25 protein-coding genes and 2 tRNA genes are annotated in these 17841 nt (G+C 43.6%); 24 read left to right on the top strand and 3 right to left on the bottom strand.

Going from position 1 to position 17841, the window contains the following annotated elements; translation table 11 throughout:
• Positions 1 to 20: 20 nt before the first annotated feature.
• The 3 genes from N482_RS14655 (at position 21) to N482_RS14645 (ending at position 1451) form a co-directional block, all read left to right on the top strand.
• Positions 21 to 96 (top strand) — tRNA-Lys (locus N482_RS14655).
• A 122-nt stretch (positions 97 to 218) separates the two neighbouring features.
• Positions 219 to 1262, top strand: a complete 1044-nt coding sequence (gene nadA / locus N482_RS14650; RefSeq protein WP_063377744.1) for a quinolinate synthase NadA — start codon at positions 219 to 221, stop codon at positions 1260 to 1262.
• Between the two features lie 98 nt (positions 1263 to 1360).
• Positions 1361 to 1451 (top strand) — tRNA-Ser (locus N482_RS14645).
• 32 nt (positions 1452 to 1483) lie between these two features.
• Here N482_RS14645 and N482_RS14640 read toward each other — a convergent pair.
• Together N482_RS14640 and N482_RS14635 are read right to left on the bottom strand one after the other, a co-directional pair.
• Positions 1484 to 2743, bottom strand: coding sequence for a site-specific integrase (locus N482_RS14640; RefSeq protein WP_063377743.1), 1260 nt, complete (start codon positions 2741 to 2743; stop codon positions 1484 to 1486).
• Positions 2743 to 2937 (bottom strand): hypothetical protein, encoded by a 195-nt coding sequence (locus N482_RS14635; RefSeq protein ID WP_063377742.1) that lies wholly within the window; start codon positions 2935 to 2937, stop codon positions 2743 to 2745. The genes N482_RS14640 and N482_RS14635 overlap by 1 nt, the downstream gene beginning before the upstream one ends.
• Before the next feature lie 160 nt (positions 2938 to 3097).
• Between N482_RS14635 and N482_RS14630 the strand changes: the two genes are divergently transcribed.
• Complete coding sequence (locus N482_RS14630) at positions 3098 to 3283, top strand: hypothetical protein (protein ID WP_155730599.1); 186 nt, start codon at positions 3098 to 3100, stop codon at positions 3281 to 3283.
• 39 nt (positions 3284 to 3322) lie between these two features.
• The gene (locus N482_RS14625) at positions 3323 to 3826 is read left to right on the top strand and encodes a hypothetical protein (RefSeq protein WP_063377740.1); all 504 of its coding nucleotides are present in this window, start codon (positions 3323 to 3325) and stop codon (positions 3824 to 3826) included.
• A gap of 289 nt (positions 3827 to 4115) precedes the next feature.
• Here N482_RS14625 and N482_RS14615 read toward each other — a convergent pair whose 3' ends face one another.
• A complete protein-coding gene (locus N482_RS14615) occupies positions 4116 to 4547 on the bottom strand; it encodes a helix-turn-helix domain-containing protein (RefSeq protein ID WP_063377738.1) in 432 nt (143 codons plus the stop codon).
• 239 nt (positions 4548 to 4786) lie between these two features.
• Here N482_RS14615 and N482_RS14610 point away from each other — a divergent pair, with 239 nt between their 5' ends.
• From N482_RS14610 to N482_RS14525, 19 genes are all read left to right on the top strand, one after another.
• Positions 4787 to 5002 carry a hypothetical protein gene (locus N482_RS14610; RefSeq protein WP_063377737.1) on the top strand — a complete coding sequence of 72 codons (216 nt, stop codon included), beginning with the start codon at positions 4787 to 4789 and terminating at the stop codon, positions 5000 to 5002.
• The gene (locus N482_RS14605) at positions 4990 to 5193 is read left to right on the top strand and encodes a hypothetical protein (RefSeq protein WP_063377736.1); all 204 of its coding nucleotides are present in this window, start codon (positions 4990 to 4992) and stop codon (positions 5191 to 5193) included. The genes N482_RS14610 and N482_RS14605 overlap by 13 nt, the downstream gene beginning before the upstream one ends.
• Positions 5190 to 5423, top strand: a complete 234-nt coding sequence (locus N482_RS14600; protein ID WP_063377735.1) for a hypothetical protein — start codon at positions 5190 to 5192, stop codon at positions 5421 to 5423. The genes N482_RS14605 and N482_RS14600 overlap by 4 nt, the downstream gene beginning before the upstream one ends.
• Positions 5420 to 7459, top strand: coding sequence for a replication endonuclease (locus tag N482_RS14595; protein WP_063377734.1), 2040 nt, complete (start codon positions 5420 to 5422; stop codon positions 7457 to 7459). The genes N482_RS14600 and N482_RS14595 overlap by 4 nt, the downstream gene beginning before the upstream one ends.
• A complete protein-coding gene (locus tag N482_RS14590; protein WP_063377733.1) occupies positions 7452 to 7766 on the top strand; it encodes a hypothetical protein in 315 nt (104 codons plus the stop codon). The genes N482_RS14595 and N482_RS14590 overlap by 8 nt, the downstream gene beginning before the upstream one ends.
• Positions 7766 to 7966 (top strand): hypothetical protein, encoded by a 201-nt coding sequence (locus N482_RS14585; RefSeq protein WP_063377732.1) that lies wholly within the window; start codon positions 7766 to 7768, stop codon positions 7964 to 7966. The genes N482_RS14590 and N482_RS14585 overlap by 1 nt, the downstream gene beginning before the upstream one ends.
• Positions 7950 to 8423, top strand: a complete 474-nt coding sequence (locus N482_RS25275; protein ID WP_063377731.1) for a hypothetical protein — start codon at positions 7950 to 7952, stop codon at positions 8421 to 8423. The genes N482_RS14585 and N482_RS25275 overlap by 17 nt, the downstream gene beginning before the upstream one ends.
• A complete protein-coding gene (locus N482_RS24890; RefSeq protein ID WP_196765342.1) occupies positions 8320 to 8808 on the top strand; it encodes a hypothetical protein in 489 nt (162 codons plus the stop codon). The genes N482_RS25275 and N482_RS24890 overlap by 104 nt, the downstream gene beginning before the upstream one ends.
• Positions 8798 to 9586 carry a hypothetical protein gene (locus tag N482_RS14570; RefSeq protein WP_063377729.1) on the top strand — a complete coding sequence of 263 codons (789 nt, stop codon included), beginning with the start codon at positions 8798 to 8800 and terminating at the stop codon, positions 9584 to 9586. Before N482_RS24890 ends, N482_RS14570 begins: the two co-directional genes overlap by 11 nt.
• A 245-nt stretch (positions 9587 to 9831) precedes the next feature.
• Positions 9832 to 10677 carry a major capsid protein P2 gene (locus tag N482_RS14565; RefSeq protein ID WP_063377728.1) on the top strand — a complete coding sequence of 282 codons (846 nt, stop codon included), beginning with the start codon at positions 9832 to 9834 and terminating at the stop codon, positions 10675 to 10677.
• Between the two features lie 9 nt (positions 10678 to 10686).
• The gene (locus N482_RS14560; protein ID WP_063377727.1) at positions 10687 to 11028 is read left to right on the top strand and encodes a hypothetical protein; all 342 of its coding nucleotides are present in this window, start codon (positions 10687 to 10689) and stop codon (positions 11026 to 11028) included.
• 136 nt (positions 11029 to 11164) lie between these two features.
• On the top strand, positions 11165 to 11380 hold the full coding sequence (locus tag N482_RS14555; protein WP_063377771.1) for a hypothetical protein: 216 nt from the start codon (positions 11165 to 11167) through the stop codon (positions 11378 to 11380).
• Positions 11377 to 11745, top strand: coding sequence for a hypothetical protein (locus N482_RS14550; RefSeq protein ID WP_063377726.1), 369 nt, complete (start codon positions 11377 to 11379; stop codon positions 11743 to 11745). Before N482_RS14555 ends, N482_RS14550 begins: the two co-directional genes overlap by 4 nt.
• Positions 11735 to 12760 carry a hypothetical protein gene (locus N482_RS14545; RefSeq protein WP_063377725.1) on the top strand — a complete coding sequence of 342 codons (1026 nt, stop codon included), beginning with the start codon at positions 11735 to 11737 and terminating at the stop codon, positions 12758 to 12760. Before N482_RS14550 ends, N482_RS14545 begins: the two co-directional genes overlap by 11 nt.
• Before the next feature lie 2 nt (positions 12761 to 12762).
• Entirely contained in the window at positions 12763 to 13779 is a 1017-nt protein-coding gene (locus N482_RS14540; protein WP_063377724.1) for a hypothetical protein, read from the top strand.
• A gap of 59 nt (positions 13780 to 13838) precedes the next feature.
• Positions 13839 to 14240, top strand: coding sequence for a virion protein (locus N482_RS14535; protein ID WP_231100871.1), 402 nt, complete (start codon positions 13839 to 13841; stop codon positions 14238 to 14240).
• Entirely contained in the window at positions 14233 to 14625 is a 393-nt protein-coding gene (locus N482_RS14530; RefSeq protein ID WP_063377722.1) for a hypothetical protein, read from the top strand. The genes N482_RS14535 and N482_RS14530 overlap by 8 nt, the downstream gene beginning before the upstream one ends.
• A gap of 2 nt (positions 14626 to 14627) precedes the next feature.
• Positions 14628 to 14762, top strand: coding sequence for a hypothetical protein (locus N482_RS25940; RefSeq protein ID WP_269202114.1), 135 nt, complete (start codon positions 14628 to 14630; stop codon positions 14760 to 14762).
• A 501-nt stretch (positions 14763 to 15263) separates the two neighbouring features.
• Positions 15264 to 17837, top strand: a complete 2574-nt coding sequence (locus tag N482_RS14525; protein ID WP_063377721.1) for a serine/threonine-protein kinase — start codon at positions 15264 to 15266, stop codon at positions 17835 to 17837.
• The last annotated feature ends 4 nt before the right edge of the window (positions 17838 to 17841 follow it).

Here is a 17841-nt window from a genome sequence, read left to right as displayed (position 1 = left end):
AGCTTAAAACATTCCCGAGCGGGTCATTAGCTCAGTTGGTAGAGCAGTGGACTTTTAATCCATTGGTCGATGGTTCGAGTCCATCATGACCCACCATTTCTCAGCCTATTCTTTTATTCTTAAATATTCTTTCCTAATCTTGTCATTTACTAGGATTATCTCTGTATTTTTCGTATAATTCGCCTCAATTATGCAATGTGGACTATGTGGTCGAGAGAATGAGTCTAGCAGAACAAATCATGCCCGAGGATTATATATTTCCTCCAAAACCAGCACCGTTAAACGATGAAGAAAAAGCGCAGTATAAAGTGCGCATTAAATCATTGTTAAAAGAGAAAAATGCGGTATTGGTTGCCCATTACTACACGGATCCAGAGATCCAAGCGCTAGCCGAAGAGACTGGTGGTTGTGTTGCGGATTCACTTGAAATGGCGCGTTTTGGTGCCAAACAAGAAAACACGGATATTATCATTGTTGCTGGTGTACGCTTCATGGGCGAAACAGCTAAGATCTTAACACCAGAAAAAACAGTTGTAATGCCTACGCTGGCAGCGACTTGCTCACTGGATGTTGGTTGCCCAATCGATGAGTTTTCTAAATTCTGTGATCAGCACCCTGAAAGAAAAGTGGTTGTATACGCAAATACGTCTACCGCAGTTAAAGCCCGCGCAGATTGGATTGTTACGTCTTCATGTGCACTTGAAATCGTTGAGCACTTAGACTCTGAAGGCGAAACGATTATTTGGGGTCCAGACAAACACCTAGGGTCATACATCCAGAAGAAGACTGGTGCGGATATGATCATGTGGAATGGCGCGTGTATCGTTCATGACGAATTCAAGACGAAAGCGTTGAAAGACATGAAAACGTTGCATCCAGATGCTGCGGTACTGGTTCACCCAGAGTCGCCAGCTGAGATTGTTGACCTTGCAGATGCTGTGGGTTCTACGAGTCAGCTGATCAAAGCTGCACAAGAGATGGACAATCAAAAATTCATCGTGGCAACTGATCGTGGTATTTTCTACAAAATGCAACAGCTTTGTCCTGAAAAAGAATTCTTTGAGGCGCCGACGGCAGGTGAAGGGGCAACCTGTCGCAGCTGTGCACATTGTCCTTGGATGGCTATGAATGGCTTGCAAGCGATTGAAGAAGCGCTTATCAGCCCAGAAGGTAAAGAAGTCTTTGTCGATATGGAGTTACGTGAAGGCGCTCTGCGTTCACTAAATCGCATGTTGGACTTTTCAGCAAGTTTAAAAGGTTAATTCTAGATTGACTACATTCTAGTCAGTTAAACTAGATTACAAAAAAAGTACTTGCTAAAAGGCGGGGGTTTTCATAGTATTAGCCCCGCATTCAGTGCGGAGAGATGGCTGAGTGGCTTAAGGCGCACGACTGGAACTCGTGTATACGTTTATAGCGTATCGAGGGTTCGACTCCCTCTCTCTCCGCCATTTCTTCCCCTTTAAAATCAATCATTTATAAATCACTTGCTCAATTTTGGGACCATTTTGGGACTATTCTGACTAAATCCAAGTTGTTCACTTACGCGTTTTGACATGTCTGGCACTTCGTTGTGCATCCATTTTCCATAATGTTGTTCAAGCATTTTTGTAGATGTGTGGCCTAACTGATTTGCTATCCATCGCTCGTTGACACCTGCCGTTAAAAGTTGGCTTGCGAATGTATGCCTTGCTTGGCTTGGGCCTCTATATCTGATTTTGCACTTTTTAAGATGCGTTTTGAAAAATCGATCTCGGTACGGCGCTTCACCCTTTAGCTCTTCATTTGATAGCGAATTAACGAACACAAAGCGCAGAGATTCAGTTTTAACGGTTTTATTGTCTTGTTGCATCACATTGATAGTATGAGGCTTTAACATCGCGCTCAGTGCCATTTGTGACCGCAATATTTCAATTGCTGGTTCAAGCAGGTGAACTGTGCGAATGCTTCCTGCAGTTTTTGGGACTTTGTATTGCTTGAGGACAATTGCTCGTTGCACTTTGATGGTGCCGCTATTTAGGTCAACGTCCTCCCAAGCTAGTGCAAGCAATTCAGACAATCGTAAGCCTGTCCAACAACAGAAGATAAATGCGTTCACTTCTTGGGGGCGTTTGGTTGGTGTGGTTGCAAAAATGGCTAACTCTTCGCGCGTGAAGGGGTCGGGTTCATCCCTGACAATTTTTAGATTGTCGATATATTCTAGCGGGCTGTAGTCAATAATTCGGTCTGCGCGCGCGTCATCAAAAATACCTCTGAACGGAATGAGCACTTCGTTAATCGTTTTATTGCTTAACGATGACAGGTCGACACTAATCCACTTTTTGATGTGGCTCTGTCGCACCTCATTTAATTTGAAATGACCCCATACAGGTAATACATGATTTTCAACTTTGCTTTTGTATGACCGAATTGTACTAAATGCTACCTGAGTCTCTTTGATGCTAAGCCAAATATCCATTGCTTGTGCGACGGTTGGAATCTCTTCGCGTTTAGGTTTTGCGCTCCACAAAAGAGCGCGTTCAGAGTTGGGGAAGTGTTCTGCGTAATCAAATGTGCCTGTGGCAATCTCATGTAAAATAACTGCTCGTTTGTTACTGGCAAACTTAATGTTCGACTTTGTGAGTGATAAACCTTTGAGTGCTTCACGACAGCGCACAGTCTTAAAGTAAAAATCAATCCTGATACTCTTGCCGTGAATGTTTACGCCTTCAAACTGGTTGCAATACTCCTTTAAATCACTCATTACTGGCCGTTCTCTACAAAGTTATCCCAATTCTCAAAGTGGTAGTAAATACGGTTGTCGCCAGCCTTTTTCCACAGCACCCCCTCTTCAAGTTGTCCCTTCTTCCTGCGGTTATCAAGCTTATCTTTGTCGAGCCCTTTTAGTTGCTCCATTATGATAGGTAATACCCACCCCAATTTGATATATGCATTCATGTTCAAATCTCCTTCTATTTGATAATATCGAACTTACGCCGCTTCTTTTATTTTACTTTATAATTAACTTTACGGATTTGTAAAGTTTATATGTGGTTTTATTTGTAATGAAGTGGTTATGGTGGTAATTTGGATTCATCAAAAGATTAAAGAGGATTTTATGAAAGATGTAATATGTGAAGTTAAGAACAACAAACTCGGCCGTGCAATTGAAGATGTTAGAGTGTTAAAGTTTGTCTCTGGCGGAACGAGCGGAAATGGTTTGGACCCAAAAGCGGCGAAGAGTTCCCGAGCACATACTGGGGGGAGTGGGTTAGACCCAGTTGCAGAAATGTTCGGGGGATAAATCACTTAACCCTTTACAGTACAAATCTAAGGTAAGGAAATGTTAGAACAACAATTAAACTCGCTAGGTGACCACATAATTTTAGTTTATGTCGCTATGTGGTTGATATATTTGTTTGTTTACAGGAGGTTAGACAGTAATAGCATTGCGCTTACTTGTCTTGTGCTATTTTCTTTGTTGATGAACTACTTAACACCATATGTTTATTCATTTGCAGTGAATAATGAAGGTGTTCTTCCTAAGGCGATTTTTCATTTATCGTTCTGCGCTATTCAGTTGGTTGCAATGTACGTTATTAGGGTAACTCACTCTTATTTTAAGTTGAGAATGAGTAAAGAATCTCTAGCAATCGTATACCTCTATGCGCTTCAGGTTGTAGTGCACTTGGTGAGGTTGACCGAGAAGGCTGTATTTGGAACTGCATATTTGTCTTCATTTTATATGCACGCCATCCCCATTGTTAATATATTGTTGTCTTTTGTGTGTGTATTGTGTATCGTTCGCTCAAAGGCATACAAAAATGCTGAAAATGAATATTTGTAATAATGGTGAGTTAGATGGAACTTCTATGCAGCTTAATTGTAATTTGCGCAGTGGCACTGACATTTCGCATTGTATATAAAGAGCTTTTTTGCTCCCATATGCAATACAGGGCCTCTAAGTCTAAGGAGAGCTATAGAAATGTTATTGATATTAACTACTTAGCAGAGTGTAGGGCGTTAGAAATATCCCCTAAAGTACATGGTGTAAACAGTCTTGCAAGTCAGACCATTTTGTTAAGGCGGCGGGATAGGCTGCTTGATAAAGCTGGCGACAAATAAAAAAAGGCCTCTTATGGGGCCTTTTTTAATGTATGTATCGTAGTTGATAGCTGCTCTTGTTTACTTTTATTTATTTTGTATAAAACGTCGTAAACTTCGGCAATTCTATCCGGCCCCATCTTTTCGTAAACATTAAAAAAACTAGTTATTTCACCATCGCTCAATTCGTCAAGTCTGGCGAGAGTTTGAAAAGCTTCAGTTAAAGAGTTGGTGTCTAACTGGTGCTCATCTTTAGGTTCATCTTGAAAGAAAGTGCTTTTGCTGATCCCTAAGAAGTCTGCAAATTCAGTCATTTGCTTGTCTGATAATTTGTTTCTGCCGCTGAAGTAGTGGCTGACCGCTCCTTGACTATTCACATTAAAGACGCTCATTAGGTCGCGTTGTTTAACACCTTTCTTCTTCATAACAGCTTGAATTGGTTGTACCCACGCTGGCTGCTTCATATTTAGTGGCCTTTGAAAAACTTACAAATGATATTACAGCCCCTTGTAATTTTAATCAAACCCATTAGTTCACCCTGAATATAGTTTCAAAGTAAAAGTTGACAGTTAAAGTAAATAGATCATAAAGTATTACTGTAATGTTTATTGTTAGTATACTTTTGAGTTCTCCTTGTTGGGAGGTCACGTGCGCACGTGGCTTCCCTGCTTTACAAGGGAATTTATTATTCAAGGAGAAGGAAATGCAAAAAGACCAAATGTACACATCATTGCCGCTATCGCTTGACGAAGCGTTTGAAATGGAGCGCGCGCTTGAAGCTCGCATTCGTGAGCTTCGAGAAAGAAAAGAAACTGTAGTGAAGTCCCGAGACAAAGAATTTTGGGTTTTTCTCATAGAAGCTATCGCAGACTGCAACTCGACATTAAAGAAAATGCGAGGTGCAACATGGAACAGCTAATCACAGACCCTAACCATTGGCAGAGCCAAATTCAAAAGCTACGTGCCGCGTACAATAAAGCGCTGGAAAAAGCTAAGCCACAAGTAAAACCCAAACAAAATCCAAATCTCAATCATGTCCAAAGCGACTCCCTTCGTCGCAGGGCGCTTCATCTTGCTGCGCAGAATACGCGTAGGAGGGTTGTGCTATGAATCTGGGTAATCAACATTTGAAAGTGGTTCAACTAGTAGCTACTGGAATAGTGGTAAAAGTTGTTGCTACTAAAACCATTGATAGGGGCATAGCCCCAACTCCAAACCAAATAGACATCATATGCGAACTGGTTGATATGCTTCATGAGTCAGGACGCCACAGTTTAGCGCATGAGTATGATGACCTTACGTGTCAGTGGTCTGAGTTATTGTTAGACAAACCAGCATGAACAGTCGCTCTATCCCATTAGCGTATGAGCCCACTAAAAGTGGCTCACTTCGCCCAATTTGCATCACTGCCGAGGCCCCGTTTTGCTGGGGTAAGTTCGGCTTTGATGAGCTGGCAGAATATGTAAAAGAGCAGCTTAGAAAAATCCCCACAACGCGCTTACGCCGTATTGCTGCTCGCCAATATGTTAAACGCTTTCAAAGTAAATCCGCAAAAAGGCCTATGCGCTCAGCAAATATCTACATCCGTGAATTGGTAGAACGGGTTGGCCAGGTTATTGAACGAGCTCCATTAAACATTGGTGAATTGAATAACAGCAAAAAACGCAAAAGCAAAGCGGGTGATTTGGCTCAAATCTGTGAGCGAATGGCTATCGTCGATTTGCCTTGTGATATTGAAGAAATGACCGAAGGTCAAGCCATAGAAATTTTGTATAACACCTATGATGAAATGGCTGAATTTGTTCGTGGCCAAGGCGTTAGTCCTCACGCTTGGACAGTGTATGAGGCTTTGCTTTCAGGTAAGTGTAAAAACCGTGAAAAAGGGTATTTGAAGCTTGAGCGCGCAATCCTGCGTATGTCTTGCCCAAAATGGTGGTTGCGAAAACTAAACCGTTTACGTGATATGACTCTAGAGCATTTAAATATCACAATGGGTATGGTTAAAAAGAAAGTTTCACCATACGCCAGCAAAGACGCAATAGCAGAGTTTCGCGGTGATAGACGTAAGCAACGCGAGTGGCTTAGTTCGATGGTTGTCGAATCGGAAGACGGCGACCAAATTGACTTGATGAAAGTTTACAAAGGCTCCATTGCGAATCCTGAGTTACGCCGTATTGAATTAATGGTTCGCTTAAGGGGGTGTGAAGTGTGGGCGAATGAACAGGGCCTAAAGGCTATGTTTTACACTATTACAGCCCCGTCAAAATATCACGCTGTCAGTGATAAATACGACAATTCTTCTCCAAGAGAAACTCAGGAGTATCTAGTTAATCAATGGGCAAAAGTGCGTGCAACTTTAGCCAAATTTGAAATTAAACTTTTCGGTATCCGTGTGGCAGAACCCCACCACGATGCAACACCACATTGGCATTTGCTTCTATTCATGCGACCCAATGAAGAGCGATACATTACTAGTGTAATTAGACATTTCGCCATGCAAGTTGATGGCGATGAAAGTGGTGCAGAAGAAAATCGCTTTGATGTGGAGCCCATAGACCCAAACAAGGGCTCTGCGGTTGGCTACATAGCAAAATACATATCAAAAAATATCAACGCTAGTCATATCGAGGGCGAAATTGACTACGAAACAGATCTTCCATTTAACCGTGAAATTATCAAGACGCAAGCAGAGCAAGACGCTGACAAAAAAGAGGCGGAGAAAGCAACGGCCAGAGGCGAGCAAGTAAAGGAAAAACCCCGTACAGACGAAAACTGGATGGCAGTTAATGTCGGAGCTTGGGCTAACCGCTGGCGTATTCGCCAGTTTCAGTTTATCGGCGGTGCACCTGTGGGGGTGTGGCGTGAGTTAAGGCGCATTGACGACGAACAAGCAAAAAAGCTGGATGCCCAAACAAACGACATTCGTAGCGCTGCTGACAATTCTCGATTTGCTGATTTTATCGAGCGAATGGGTGGTGCGTTTGCCAAGCGATGCGAGCGACCTTTCCAGCTTCTAAAAGGAAAAACCTCCAAAAATGATTACGGCGAATCAAATGTTCGGACCAGCGGCATATTCGCAGCTTTCTCAGACATAGATTATGTCACAAGAACTATTCAATGGCGCTTAACTAAGCGCCCTAAGGCTCGCGGCAGCGAGTCTCCTTGGAGCACTGGAAATAATTGTAACCCTGAGCCTAATGACTGGCAGGTCAGGCACGGGGATAAATTGAATCCCATCAATTTAATACCCCCAGAGATTCGCAGTAGCGTGCGGCTGGGGGCTACATATATCGAAACAGATGAATTTAATAAAACAGTGACCGAGTATCGAGTTAGCTGCGGTCAATTAATGCAGGAGAGTGTCTTTTATGATTAATCAAACGATGGAAAATGCAGTTAGTCAGGTTGCGGAGCATGACCTTAGTGAAATATTGGATTATTTAATTGATAAGGCGAAGCGTGGGGATTTTGGGGAGTTGGCTGCTTTCTTAAGTTCAGCAGTTATTTGTGTCAATGAGGTACTTAAAAAGAAAGGTGAAGAACCTATTACATTCTTTGTCGGCAGTGGTGGGTTTGAAGTTTTTAACCATATTGACTTTACCCCTATTCTAGAGCCTCTTAATGAAGCGAGAGAACAGCAGTTGCGAGACTTTACCTGCCATATTTGTGAGGTTAGCAACTAATGCATGAAAAGTTACAAAAAATGAATGAGTTAATTGAAAAAGCTCAAAGTACATCAAAGTTTAATGCTGCGAAAAAAGAGAGGTACGCAGTAGGGGCGTTGACTGAGGCCGTATCTATTCAAAGCGAAATCTTGTATCGGCTAGATTCAATAGAGCTCGCACTTGGGCTGGGCGGGGAGGCTTATGGCGAAATCGGATAAGAAGGATTTAGGCGCAATTGATTGCGAGGGGTGCGGCGGTATTGCTTCAATTCGCCGTCGCAGCAATGGCAAGCAATTGCTTTATCTTCACTGCCCAAACTGCGGTCTTGACCAACGAAGCGGCGCGCAACTGCAAGCGAAATGGGCGAAAGCAATAGCGAAAAATTCGCAATCAGAATCACTTGCTGTGGTGGATGAAATCACACCTCAACAATCTACAGCGGACCAAAAAACTGCGGGCGAATGGTCGCCTGCGCTAATGCAAAATAGCGGAGATTTACCGAATGACAACACCGACACCAACACCGAATCAGAGCGAATTGAACACGAACAAAAATCCGATAGCGGCAGCGATGGAAGGTCTGGAAATGGGCTCGCAGTCTGGCTCCCCTTCGTGCTCTTCGGAATCGCCACAGTCGTCGGAATTAAAATATCAACACCTAAGCCAGTTCAGTGACGACGTAAAAACGGAGTCGCCCGAGCCTGTCGAAATGGAAGAAATGTCCAAAGAGGATATTAACGCCCTTGCGGGCTATGGTGTGTCAACCGCCGCTGATTTTATTGAGTCGATGTGTGACGCGCCTGTCACGATTGATAACGAGACGCGTGAGGTTATTGCAGAAAAAGCGGCCCCTGTTGTAGCGAAATATTGCAAAGGCGGTCAAATGCCTGCTTGGTTTGCGAGATTTCAGGAGGAAATTGAGCTCGGCATTGTCTTGGCGTCTGTCGGATTTTCAATGTACAAGCAAATCAAGCTGCATGAGCGAACTGAGAGTAAAGCAGAACCGAATAAGGCTAAATCAAGTGATGGTTACGTGAAGGTGGCAGCAAATGGCAATTAACGAAAATAATGCACTAAAAGCAACGCATATTTGCTATCTGGCGGGCACTGGTGGGGGTAAAACGACCGCAGTTAAATTAATGGGGTTGGTCGGTAAGTGTGTTGCCATTTTTGACTTGTATGGTGATTACAAGTATGACGGACGGAAAGCAGGGCCTTTTAATGGTTTGGGTGGGCGTCCAGTATACCATTATTCAAATCGTAACTCGTTTGCTCAGGCGTTTATATCTGCATGGAGTTCGGGGTTGGCGTTCGCTGTTGCATACAGGCCAGAGTTTCCAAAGAACATTTCCGCCGAAAAGCTTAAGCGAGCAAAGCAAGCGGAGTTGCATTGGTTTGCTTCATTAGTATGGGAGGCATCTGACGGAAACAGGCAGTTAGATGTAATCATTGAAGAATTGGCAAAGTTGAGTGACACAATTGGGAAAGATGATTCGATAGTGGGTGAGCTTGCAACTGGTGGTCGAAAATATGGCATTGCATTACACACTATTTTTCAGCGCTCGCAAGAAGTGCCCAAAACAATTTGGTCAAACTCACCAAGAAAGGTGCTTGGTTCTCAAGAATCACAAGCGGATGCAAAGCGAATTTCAATAGAATTAGATGCAGAGTTAAGTGATGTTTATCAACTAAGTAAGATGAACTCAAAATACGAGGATGAGCGATTGCACTACATCGTGAAATCCAAAGGGGGGATAGGGAATATTGAGCCTGTTGTTATACATCTAAAATCTGGAAAGTCTGAAAAGTTGACGTTCGAGGACTTAAGGGCGACCTAACGTCCCACCAAGTAGAGCGAAAATTTCGCTCTTTTCGCTATAGGGGGAGCGAAAAGGGTTTCCCTCAATAGCGAATCGACTGATTTATTAATTGACGGTTTCGATTAACAAATCAGGAAAACGCATGTTCAAACTAAATAAATCCATGGTTACAACCGTCGCACTTACTTTGGGTACTTTGGCGTTAATTAACAACGTTCGCGCACTTCGTTCAGTTAAACGTATGATAGGTTAAGGGGCGCTCAATGTTAGAGATTACTAAATTAAATAACATTACTGGCGTTTCCGAAGGTGGCAGCGTCTCGCTGTCGCTTCCAATTGGCCGAACGTATGAAAAGGTCCACTTTCAAATTGAAAATGTCGCATCGACTGAAATCAAAAATATCCGCGTTGAGCTAAATGGCCGTTTGCTTACTGAGTGGAGCACGCTGGCTGATATGCTGGAAGAGAACGCATATTTTAAACGTAAGCAGTTAGATGGCTATGCCACGATGTACTTCACGCGTCCAGAGGTGGAAGGCATTGTTAATCCTTCACTTGTCGCGCAGCGATTCTTCGCCCTTGGTACACAAGGTCTGTCTATCGTACAAATTAAGTTTGATATCGGTGTTGCAGAAAAAGACCAGCAACAAAACCCAAAGACACCCGTCGTTGCTGCGTTCGCGGAAAAGACCCGAGGGAGTGCTCCCGGTTGGCTCTTTAAGCGTCGAGTTTTCAGATATAACCTCAATACTGGCATCAATGAAATCGAGAATTTGCCGCGTCCGAGTGGCTCTCAAATTGCGCTTATTGAGATTAAGAAAACGGGCAATAGTTCGGTGCTTATCAAAGATGCTGAATTCCTCGTAAACAATGTTAAATGGCGTGAAGCCATCCCTAAATCATTACATAACCACATCATCGACCAGCGCGGCCGTGCGCCACAAGGTGAAACGTTCGCTATCGATTTGTCTCTTTCCGGTGACGTATTTAGTTCGCTGGTTCTAGACCCATCTATTTCGGATATGCGATTGCGCGTAAATTGCGAGGGTTCGGGCGGCGCAGAGGTCATTGTTCACTACTTTGACGATTATAAAAAGTCCACGTTCTAAGGGGGCGTTATGTCAGCAATGATTGCGGAGGGTGCTCCGCAACAAACCGCATGGGGAAACATCGTCGGCGGAACAAATCAGGCGTTAACTAGCGCATTGAATATATGGCAGCAAGTAGAAACCGTAAAAGCAGCACGTAATAGCACTGGTCAAGGACAAGCCGAGCATGCTGCAACCACTGAATTGGACAACGGCGCAGCGGTGCTAGTTGAAGCGCCCAAGCCCACACCAGCAGAGGTTGCACAACAGCAGGCAAAGGCAGAAGAAAAGCTGCTTGGATTGCCCAAAAATACGGTGTTAGCTGGCGGCGGTGTGCTACTTGTGATTCTGTTAATTAAGGCGGTGAAGTGATGCAAAACCCTAAATCTTGGAAATATTTTGCCTATGGCGTTGCTATCTCTGCATGCGGTGCTGTTGTGGCGGAAGTGGTTCGTGACCTCTATCGCAAGTATGCCGTTCGGGGGGCTAAGTAATGCTTGGGGCGGGAATGGCTGCTTTAGGTGGCATGGGCGGCGGTGGTATGCCTGATATGGGAGGAATGATGGGTGGTCTACCCAGTTCTAGCGCTACATCAGGTACGGGTGACCAAACTCAAAATATCGGGTTCACTGGGCAAGGTGTAACGTTCGGCGGCGGTGGTAACACTCAACTGCTTATTGTTGGCGGTGTTGCACTTGCCTTATTCTTTATTTTTAAAAAATGAGAATAGCCCATTTCAATGAGCTGACAAATGTACGTTCTGCGGCGGGCTCTGACGCAGACTATGATGCAATATCGCATCAAGTTGCGCGGGGCGTGGCGCTGCTTGTAGAGTCCAACGGGTGTTACTGTGTTTTACGGTTGGACCCTGATGGCTTATGTGTTGTGTGTGCAGCGGGTAAGCATTTGCTTAAAATTGCCCCCTGTATTGTGAAATTGGCGGTGCATCATAATGCGCCGTCAATCATCTTCCACACGCGCCGCCCTGCGCTCGCTCGGCATCTTTCAGCTTACAATTTTAAATACGAGATGACTGACAAAAATGGTTATCTCGTTTTTCGCATGAGGAGCGACGACTATGGGCTCTAAATCGAGTTCAGACAGCCGTCAGACTACCAATAACACCAACACGTCGTTAGGGGTGAATGGTGATAACAATGGTTACATGACTGTCGGCAACGGCAATACATATAACATTCAGCAAACGGACCATGGCCTAGTTGATGGCATGGTAAGTATCTGGGGGGATATGGCTGGCATTCAGCACTCAATGATGGGTGTGGTCGGTGATATGGCTTATGACAATGCACAAATGACTCAGAATGTTATGAGTGATGGTTTTGCATTTGCAGGCGGTGTATCTCGTGATGCAATCGACGCGATGCGTGATACCAATCGTGACTCATTGGATTTTGCTGAATCCACGCAAGGTGCGGCGTATGACCTTGTTGCACAAGGGGCAGGCGCGGCTTTTGACTTTGGTCGTGATGCGCTTGATGTGGGGCGAGATGGTCTGGAAATCGGGGGTAATCTAGCACGAGACGCACAGCAGCAGGCTTTTGCATTTGGTGCTGATGCACTTTTTGCAGCGCAAACCGCACAAAATAACGCGTTTGAGCATAGCATAGCGTCATCACAATCTGCTTTGGATTTTGGCGCCGGTGCTGTAGATGCAATGTCAAATCTGGCTGGCGACAGCATGCAGTACAACGCGGCACTGAGCGAAACGGCAATCTCTGAAAACAGTTCGTTGGCTGCGGGTATTGCATCGCTGACAGCGGATATGCAGCAATCTAATAATGATTTTGCGGCGGGTGCACTCAATACAACTGTTCAAGCAGTATCAAGTGCAACGGGCGAAATGAGTAATCTTGCTCGTGATGCTATGTCAATGAATGCGCAGCTTAGCGCAAGTGCGATGGAAGCTTATGACCGCGCAGGCGACCAAACGCTATTGGCTCACAAACAAGCGCTTCAATTCGCTGACCACGCTTCACGTTCAGATGGTCAACAACTAGCCATATCGACCAATAAAACAATGACCTATGTCATGTTAGGGGTAGGCGGCTTGGCGCTGGCAATGGTCTTTTTAGGGAGGAAATAGTCATGATGATGATAAACCATATGGTCAAAGGTGGGATTTGGGATATCAATCGTGCTGGGCGTTCGCTTGCTGTTATACGTGCTCAGCCGGGTTTGCTATTCACTGTCTTTGATTTAAAAGGCGAAAAGATAATTGACTCTGAATTGCCACAGGGCACCAATTTATCAGATATGCCGTTTGAACGTATGCAACTTGTTGCACAGCGAGAAATGGATGTGACTGTGTGGGTGAGTAATTATCAATACAGCTACACAGAGCAGCCAACGCGCCCTGATAGGATTGCAGCGCGTAAAATACCGCTGTTGTCAGGGAAAAACCTATTGCTTGATTATGACCCGCCACGCCAGCGAGCAACGGTGTCATTTCCTATGCCTGCTTGGGTGGGTGGCAAAGATATGTATATCCAGAGCGGGATTGTGTACAACGCGCGACAGTACGCCGCCAATCAGGAAATCGAAATTACTAATTACGGTGAAATGTACTACTACGTACAGGACCCCAGAGGGCAGTACTTTTTCCAGCAAGAGAATGTGGACCCGACGCCGACTACCGCGCTTGCGCTTGTCCCATCTTATACGCAAGTCACACGTTCGCAGCTAGATGAAAAGAATGTGCCTTATTTCGACATTCTTATACCGCCTGAATTGGATAACGTACCAATACGATTCGACCATGAAATCAAGCATCGTTATGTCATTGGGAGCGATACTCCCCATCTTTCTACGACGTCGAGATTGCTTTATACCGTCGGTGGTGTTGAGTCCGAAGAGTTGGCAGAGATGTACTTAATGTCGCCGAGCGGCGGGCATGATGGGCGTAATATATATCGAAATTACGGGCATGTCAGTCTATCTGCTGGAGCGCACAGGTTTTACATGGTTGAGCGGTATCACGGCGGATATCCCCAGTTTGGGATGGAGGCATGGGGGCCGTCAGGCTCATATTTACTGTCATTTAAAACTGACCAGCCCGTATTTAGAGTGGAAGGCTATGCCGACATTCTAGAGGAGCGCACATAATGCGCTTCTCACAGCAGCATATAGTTCTAGGGCTTGTATTAATTGGAGTAATTCTATTTATGAAAGATGCGAAACCGCGTGGTATTAGAAACAACAACCCGCTGAATATAGAAACAGGTGAAGACTGGCTTGGCCTTACAGGTAGTGACGGCCGCTTTGTGATATTTGAGACGCCAGAACATGGTATTCGTGCTGCGGCTCGTATCTTACGAACATACTCAAGTAAATATGGCATTAATACCGTAAATACCATCATAAGTAGGTGGGCGCCACCAGTTGAAAATGATACTGAGGGCTACATCGAGTTTGTGGCAGACAAAGCAAATGTGAATGCAAATGAAGTGCTGTCACCGGAAGAGTATCCGAGGGTGATAGCAGCAATGATTCATATGGAAAACGGACAACAGCCGTACAACTTGGAAACTATTAAATCTGGTTTCGAATGGGGGTTCTATGGATAAAAATTTGATTAAGTGGGGGCCATGGGTTATTGGCTTGGGTGTGGCTTATTATGTTTTCTCAAAAGCCCGAAATACAGTAGAGGAAGCAGTCGATACCGTTGGTAAGCCAATCGGAGGCGCACTGGCAGAACTTCAATTTTTAATCAATGGCTCTCATGCTGTGACTAGTTCTTATGTCGGTTTTGTGCTTGATAGTGAAAAGCTAGACGAAAATTACAAAGTAAAAGACATGCTTTGGTATGAAGGAATATCAAAACTCAATGAAGGTAATGACGCGATGCTCAGGGAAATTTTTGATAGAAACAAGGTGTTGAAGCCTCAGTATATAGTGCTGTTAGACGGTGAGGTCAATCCTGAGATTTTGTTCACAATCAATAAGGCGTAATTATGGATATTAGCCTTGATACTGTTGTAATCGTGATATCTCAATGTGGTACTTTGTACGCCGCAGTTACAGCAAATAAAACAGATATTGCATGGTTGAAAGATGCTGTAAAAGAGTTAAAAGAAAAGATAAATTAGCTTGAAGCTTGGGACCAAGTTGGGACTAAAAGCCAAACCAATATAACCTACTTATACCCCGTTTATTTTCTGCAACCGCAGTAATAACGGGGTATATAGGGTTATTCAGTTTTTTTATGTGGGTTCGACTCCCTCTCTCTCCGCCATTTCTTCCCCTTTAAAATCAATCATTTATAAATCACTTGCTCAATTTTGGGGCGGTTTTGGGGCGGTCTTCGCCAAATCCTAATTGTTCACTAACGCGTTTTGACATGTCAGGCACTTCGTTGTGCATCCATTTTCCAGAGTGTTATTCAAGCATTTTTGTAGATGTATGACCAAGTTGATTTACAATCCTGCGTCCTTATTTCTAACAGCCTCATAAACATCATCGATATTCACCTTAACTGACCTTTAAACCAGTATACTCTTTGTTCAGCGACTGTGCTTACTATTCAATTTATAAATAGGTTAGACTATCTATAGTTTGCATCTCTTTTATATCCAAGGCAGGTAGATTAAATGCATGATGACCAATGCTTTTCTAACACTTATTTAGAGCCCTTAAAGCATATTGCTTCAGGTGGAATGGGAGAGGTGTTCCTAGCTCGCGATACCAGATTAGATAGAGAAGTTGCGGTAAAGGTCCTTAAAAAACGGCTTAGTAAATCGGATGAGTCAGATCTAGAAAGTGCACTGAGTGAAGCTCGGCTGATGGCAAGGGTGAATCATCCAAATATCGTTCAGCTGTATGATGTTATCGATAGCGCTAGCGGTATTTTATTGGTAATGGAGTTTGTAAATGGACGTACGTTAGCGCAGTACCAAAAACAATCCCTAATGTCTTTATCTGAAAAGCTTGAATTGCTTAGGCAGATATCATTGGCGATTAGCTATTCTCATGAACGCTCAGTTTTACATTGTGATATTAAAGCCACAAATATTTTGATAACTGACAACCAAGTCGTCAAGGTGACAGATTTCGGTATTGCAAGTATTTCAGACCGAAAGCATTTTATTACGAACAATGATAAGGGCTATGGCAGCTATGGCGCGATGTCACCCGAACAAGTCGAAGGGAAAAGCCTCACCCAAGCAAGTGATATTTTTTCGTTTGGCATTCTTGCTTATGAGTTAGTTTATCAAAGGCACCCTTTTGGAACGGATAAAGGGGAATTATTGGCTAAGAGTATAGTCAACAATGAGCCTTTATCTGGATATGCGATTGAGTCAGTCGTTTCTCACCAGCTTGAAGAGTTTTGTCGTTGCTTATTACAAAAGTCGCCTCAGGATAGACCAAAAAGTATGGTCCAAGTCGTGTCCGAATTAGAAAATATCTTGTTAATAGAGGAGCAGGGTAATTCAGAAGACACCGTCGAAATCGGCCATATTGCAAACACCTTAACTTCTGCAGATATCAAGGATAATCATACCTCTACACATCGTGGCTTGCGTCATAGAGCGATTCTGCCCTTAGTAGGGGTCATTTTTTCAATCGTAGCAGCGCTATTGTTTGTTTCTAACCAAAGCGATGACATTCAATATGCCATTGTTTTAGAACCTGAAATGCAAATGACAGAGGGGTTTGCACAAGATGGATATTTGACGAAGTCCGCGATTGATAACGCTGTAAGGCAAGCTGTAATAAATACTGACTTATTAGAGTTGGTGGCTTACTCATCTAACCAAGGCAGCGAAAGTTTAGCAAGCCTAGTAAAGTCCACTGGTGCGGATATTGTACTAGTTCCCAAAGCGAAATGTGACATTCAAAGATGCCATGCTCGGTTGTCTCTTCTTAGTAGTGATAAGTTGGTCGTTGAAAAAGAAATGAGCGGCAGTGTTCAAAGTAGGGACTTTATGGAAGTTGATACAATGTTTCGTTCTTTGTCCGCTCAAGTTCTCGGTAATAGCCCCAGCGGCATGAGTTCCAATAAGCGTGTTAATCCTATCGCATATCGCCACTTCGCCTATTTGTATAATGAGGTTAACTTTAAGGGGCAGTATACGAGGGCCCACTTTGATCAAGCGATAGCATTACTTGAGCAAAACCCAAACTTTTATTCTTTATACTCGTTGATTAGAGAGATAGGTCTTGAGCTGTATTACATTGATGCGGATAAACGTATTTTAGAGCGACTGAAAAGTGTTTTTCAATCTGTACCAAGGGAGTACAGCGAATCAAAGGCATACTTAGTAGATAAGTTGTACATTGCCATTGAAAGTGGCCAGCATCACCTAGTTGAGGACTTATTTGATAGATTAGCCTTATATGGTGAGTCTGCATTGGTTTATCACCTTAGAGGGAATTTGGCTCAGGGAAATTACGACTTGCCACTTGCTATCGCAAACTTTAAAAAGTCTTTGCAGCTTAATCCAAACCTAAAGACCTACTTTAATCTAGCTAATGCGCTATATGACAACTCTCAAATAACAGAATCACGAGAGACGCTTGAGTATATCAGGAGCGAATATCCGTGGTATAAGGAAGCTAACAAACTGCTTGCTGATATACACTTTTTAGAAGGCAACATATTACTTGGAATTACCTTATACAACGAAGTTGGTACTGGAAATATGAATGCAATTGATCATAATAACTTGGCACTTGGGTATATGGTGACTGGCAATGGACTAGAAGCGCTAAAAAACGCGCAAAAAGCGGTTTCAATGAGTCCTGACAATACCGCTTTTATACTCAATTTAGCTGATATCAATATATTGCTTGAGGATATCGAACAAGCACATAATCACTATAGAAAAGTGATAGAACTGAATAATGGCAAACAAGACTTCAATAGTTATTTGGAAATTGGCCAGGCATACGCACAAACTGGGCAACATAAAAACGCGCTAGAAGCCTTGTACAACGCAATAAAGCTATCTACGGATAAAATTCTCTACGCTTACAGTGCCGCAATAATCTATACATTATCTGGAGAAACAAAGTCAGGTTTTTTACACTTTAAAGAATCAATTGCTGGCGGTTACGAAGCAAGCTGGTTCGACTTTCCATGGTTTCGTCCACTTTGTCATTACGACGAATTTAAAATGGTACTGTCTCAGCTGAAAGCTTCCAAAGTGTGTAAGGGGCAGTGAACAT

It is taken from the genome of Pseudoalteromonas luteoviolacea NCIMB 1942 (genome assembly GCF_001625595.1).
Lineage (GTDB): Bacteria > Pseudomonadota > Gammaproteobacteria > Enterobacterales > Alteromonadaceae > Pseudoalteromonas > Pseudoalteromonas luteoviolacea_A.
Note: the sequence above shows the minus strand (reverse complement) of the source record. Positions and strands in the feature narration are given on the sequence as shown.

Coding starts and splice junctions, on each gene's coding strand:
- N482_RS14545 (WP_063377725.1), top strand. CDS start 11,735: ATGGGCTCTAAATCGAGTTCAGACAGCCGTCAGACTACCAATAACACC.
- N482_RS14530 (WP_063377722.1), top strand. CDS start 14,233: ATGGATAAAAATTTGATTAAGTGGGGGCCATGGGTTATTGGCTTGGGT.
- N482_RS14540 (WP_063377724.1), top strand. CDS start 12,763: ATGATGATGATAAACCATATGGTCAAAGGTGGGATTTGGGATATCAAT.
- N482_RS14600 (WP_063377735.1), top strand. CDS start 5,190: ATGAATCTGGGTAATCAACATTTGAAAGTGGTTCAACTAGTAGCTACT.
- N482_RS14615 (WP_063377738.1), bottom strand. CDS start 4,547: ATGAAGCAGCCAGCGTGGGTACAACCAATTCAAGCTGTTATGAAGAAG.
- N482_RS14635 (WP_063377742.1), bottom strand. CDS start 2,937: ATGAATGCATATATCAAATTGGGGTGGGTATTACCTATCATAATGGAG.
- N482_RS14585 (WP_063377732.1), top strand. CDS start 7,766: ATGCATGAAAAGTTACAAAAAATGAATGAGTTAATTGAAAAAGCTCAA.
- N482_RS24890 (WP_196765342.1), top strand. CDS start 8,320: ATGGAAGGTCTGGAAATGGGCTCGCAGTCTGGCTCCCCTTCGTGCTCT.
- N482_RS14640 (WP_063377743.1), bottom strand. CDS start 2,743: ATGAGTGATTTAAAGGAGTATTGCAACCAGTTTGAAGGCGTAAACATT.
- N482_RS14625 (WP_063377740.1), top strand. CDS start 3,323: ATGTTAGAACAACAATTAAACTCGCTAGGTGACCACATAATTTTAGTT.
- N482_RS14630 (WP_155730599.1), top strand. CDS start 3,098: ATGAAAGATGTAATATGTGAAGTTAAGAACAACAAACTCGGCCGTGCA.
- N482_RS14535 (WP_231100871.1), top strand. CDS start 13,839: ATGAAAGATGCGAAACCGCGTGGTATTAGAAACAACAACCCGCTGAAT.
- N482_RS14610 (WP_063377737.1), top strand. CDS start 4,787: ATGCAAAAAGACCAAATGTACACATCATTGCCGCTATCGCTTGACGAA.
- N482_RS14525 (WP_063377721.1), top strand. CDS start 15,264: ATGCATGATGACCAATGCTTTTCTAACACTTATTTAGAGCCCTTAAAG.
- N482_RS14590 (WP_063377733.1), top strand. CDS start 7,452: ATGATTAATCAAACGATGGAAAATGCAGTTAGTCAGGTTGCGGAGCAT.
- N482_RS25940 (WP_269202114.1), top strand. CDS start 14,628: ATGGATATTAGCCTTGATACTGTTGTAATCGTGATATCTCAATGTGGT.
- N482_RS14560 (WP_063377727.1), top strand. CDS start 10,687: ATGTCAGCAATGATTGCGGAGGGTGCTCCGCAACAAACCGCATGGGGA.
- N482_RS14550 (WP_063377726.1), top strand. CDS start 11,377: ATGAGAATAGCCCATTTCAATGAGCTGACAAATGTACGTTCTGCGGCG.
- N482_RS14605 (WP_063377736.1), top strand. CDS start 4,990: ATGGAACAGCTAATCACAGACCCTAACCATTGGCAGAGCCAAATTCAA.
- N482_RS14555 (WP_063377771.1), top strand. CDS start 11,165: ATGGCTGCTTTAGGTGGCATGGGCGGCGGTGGTATGCCTGATATGGGA.
- nadA (WP_063377744.1), top strand. CDS start 219: ATGAGTCTAGCAGAACAAATCATGCCCGAGGATTATATATTTCCTCCA.
- N482_RS14595 (WP_063377734.1), top strand. CDS start 5,420: ATGAACAGTCGCTCTATCCCATTAGCGTATGAGCCCACTAAAAGTGGC.
- N482_RS25275 (WP_063377731.1), top strand. CDS start 7,950: ATGGCGAAATCGGATAAGAAGGATTTAGGCGCAATTGATTGCGAGGGG.
- N482_RS14570 (WP_063377729.1), top strand. CDS start 8,798: ATGGCAATTAACGAAAATAATGCACTAAAAGCAACGCATATTTGCTAT.
- N482_RS14565 (WP_063377728.1), top strand. CDS start 9,832: ATGTTAGAGATTACTAAATTAAATAACATTACTGGCGTTTCCGAAGGT.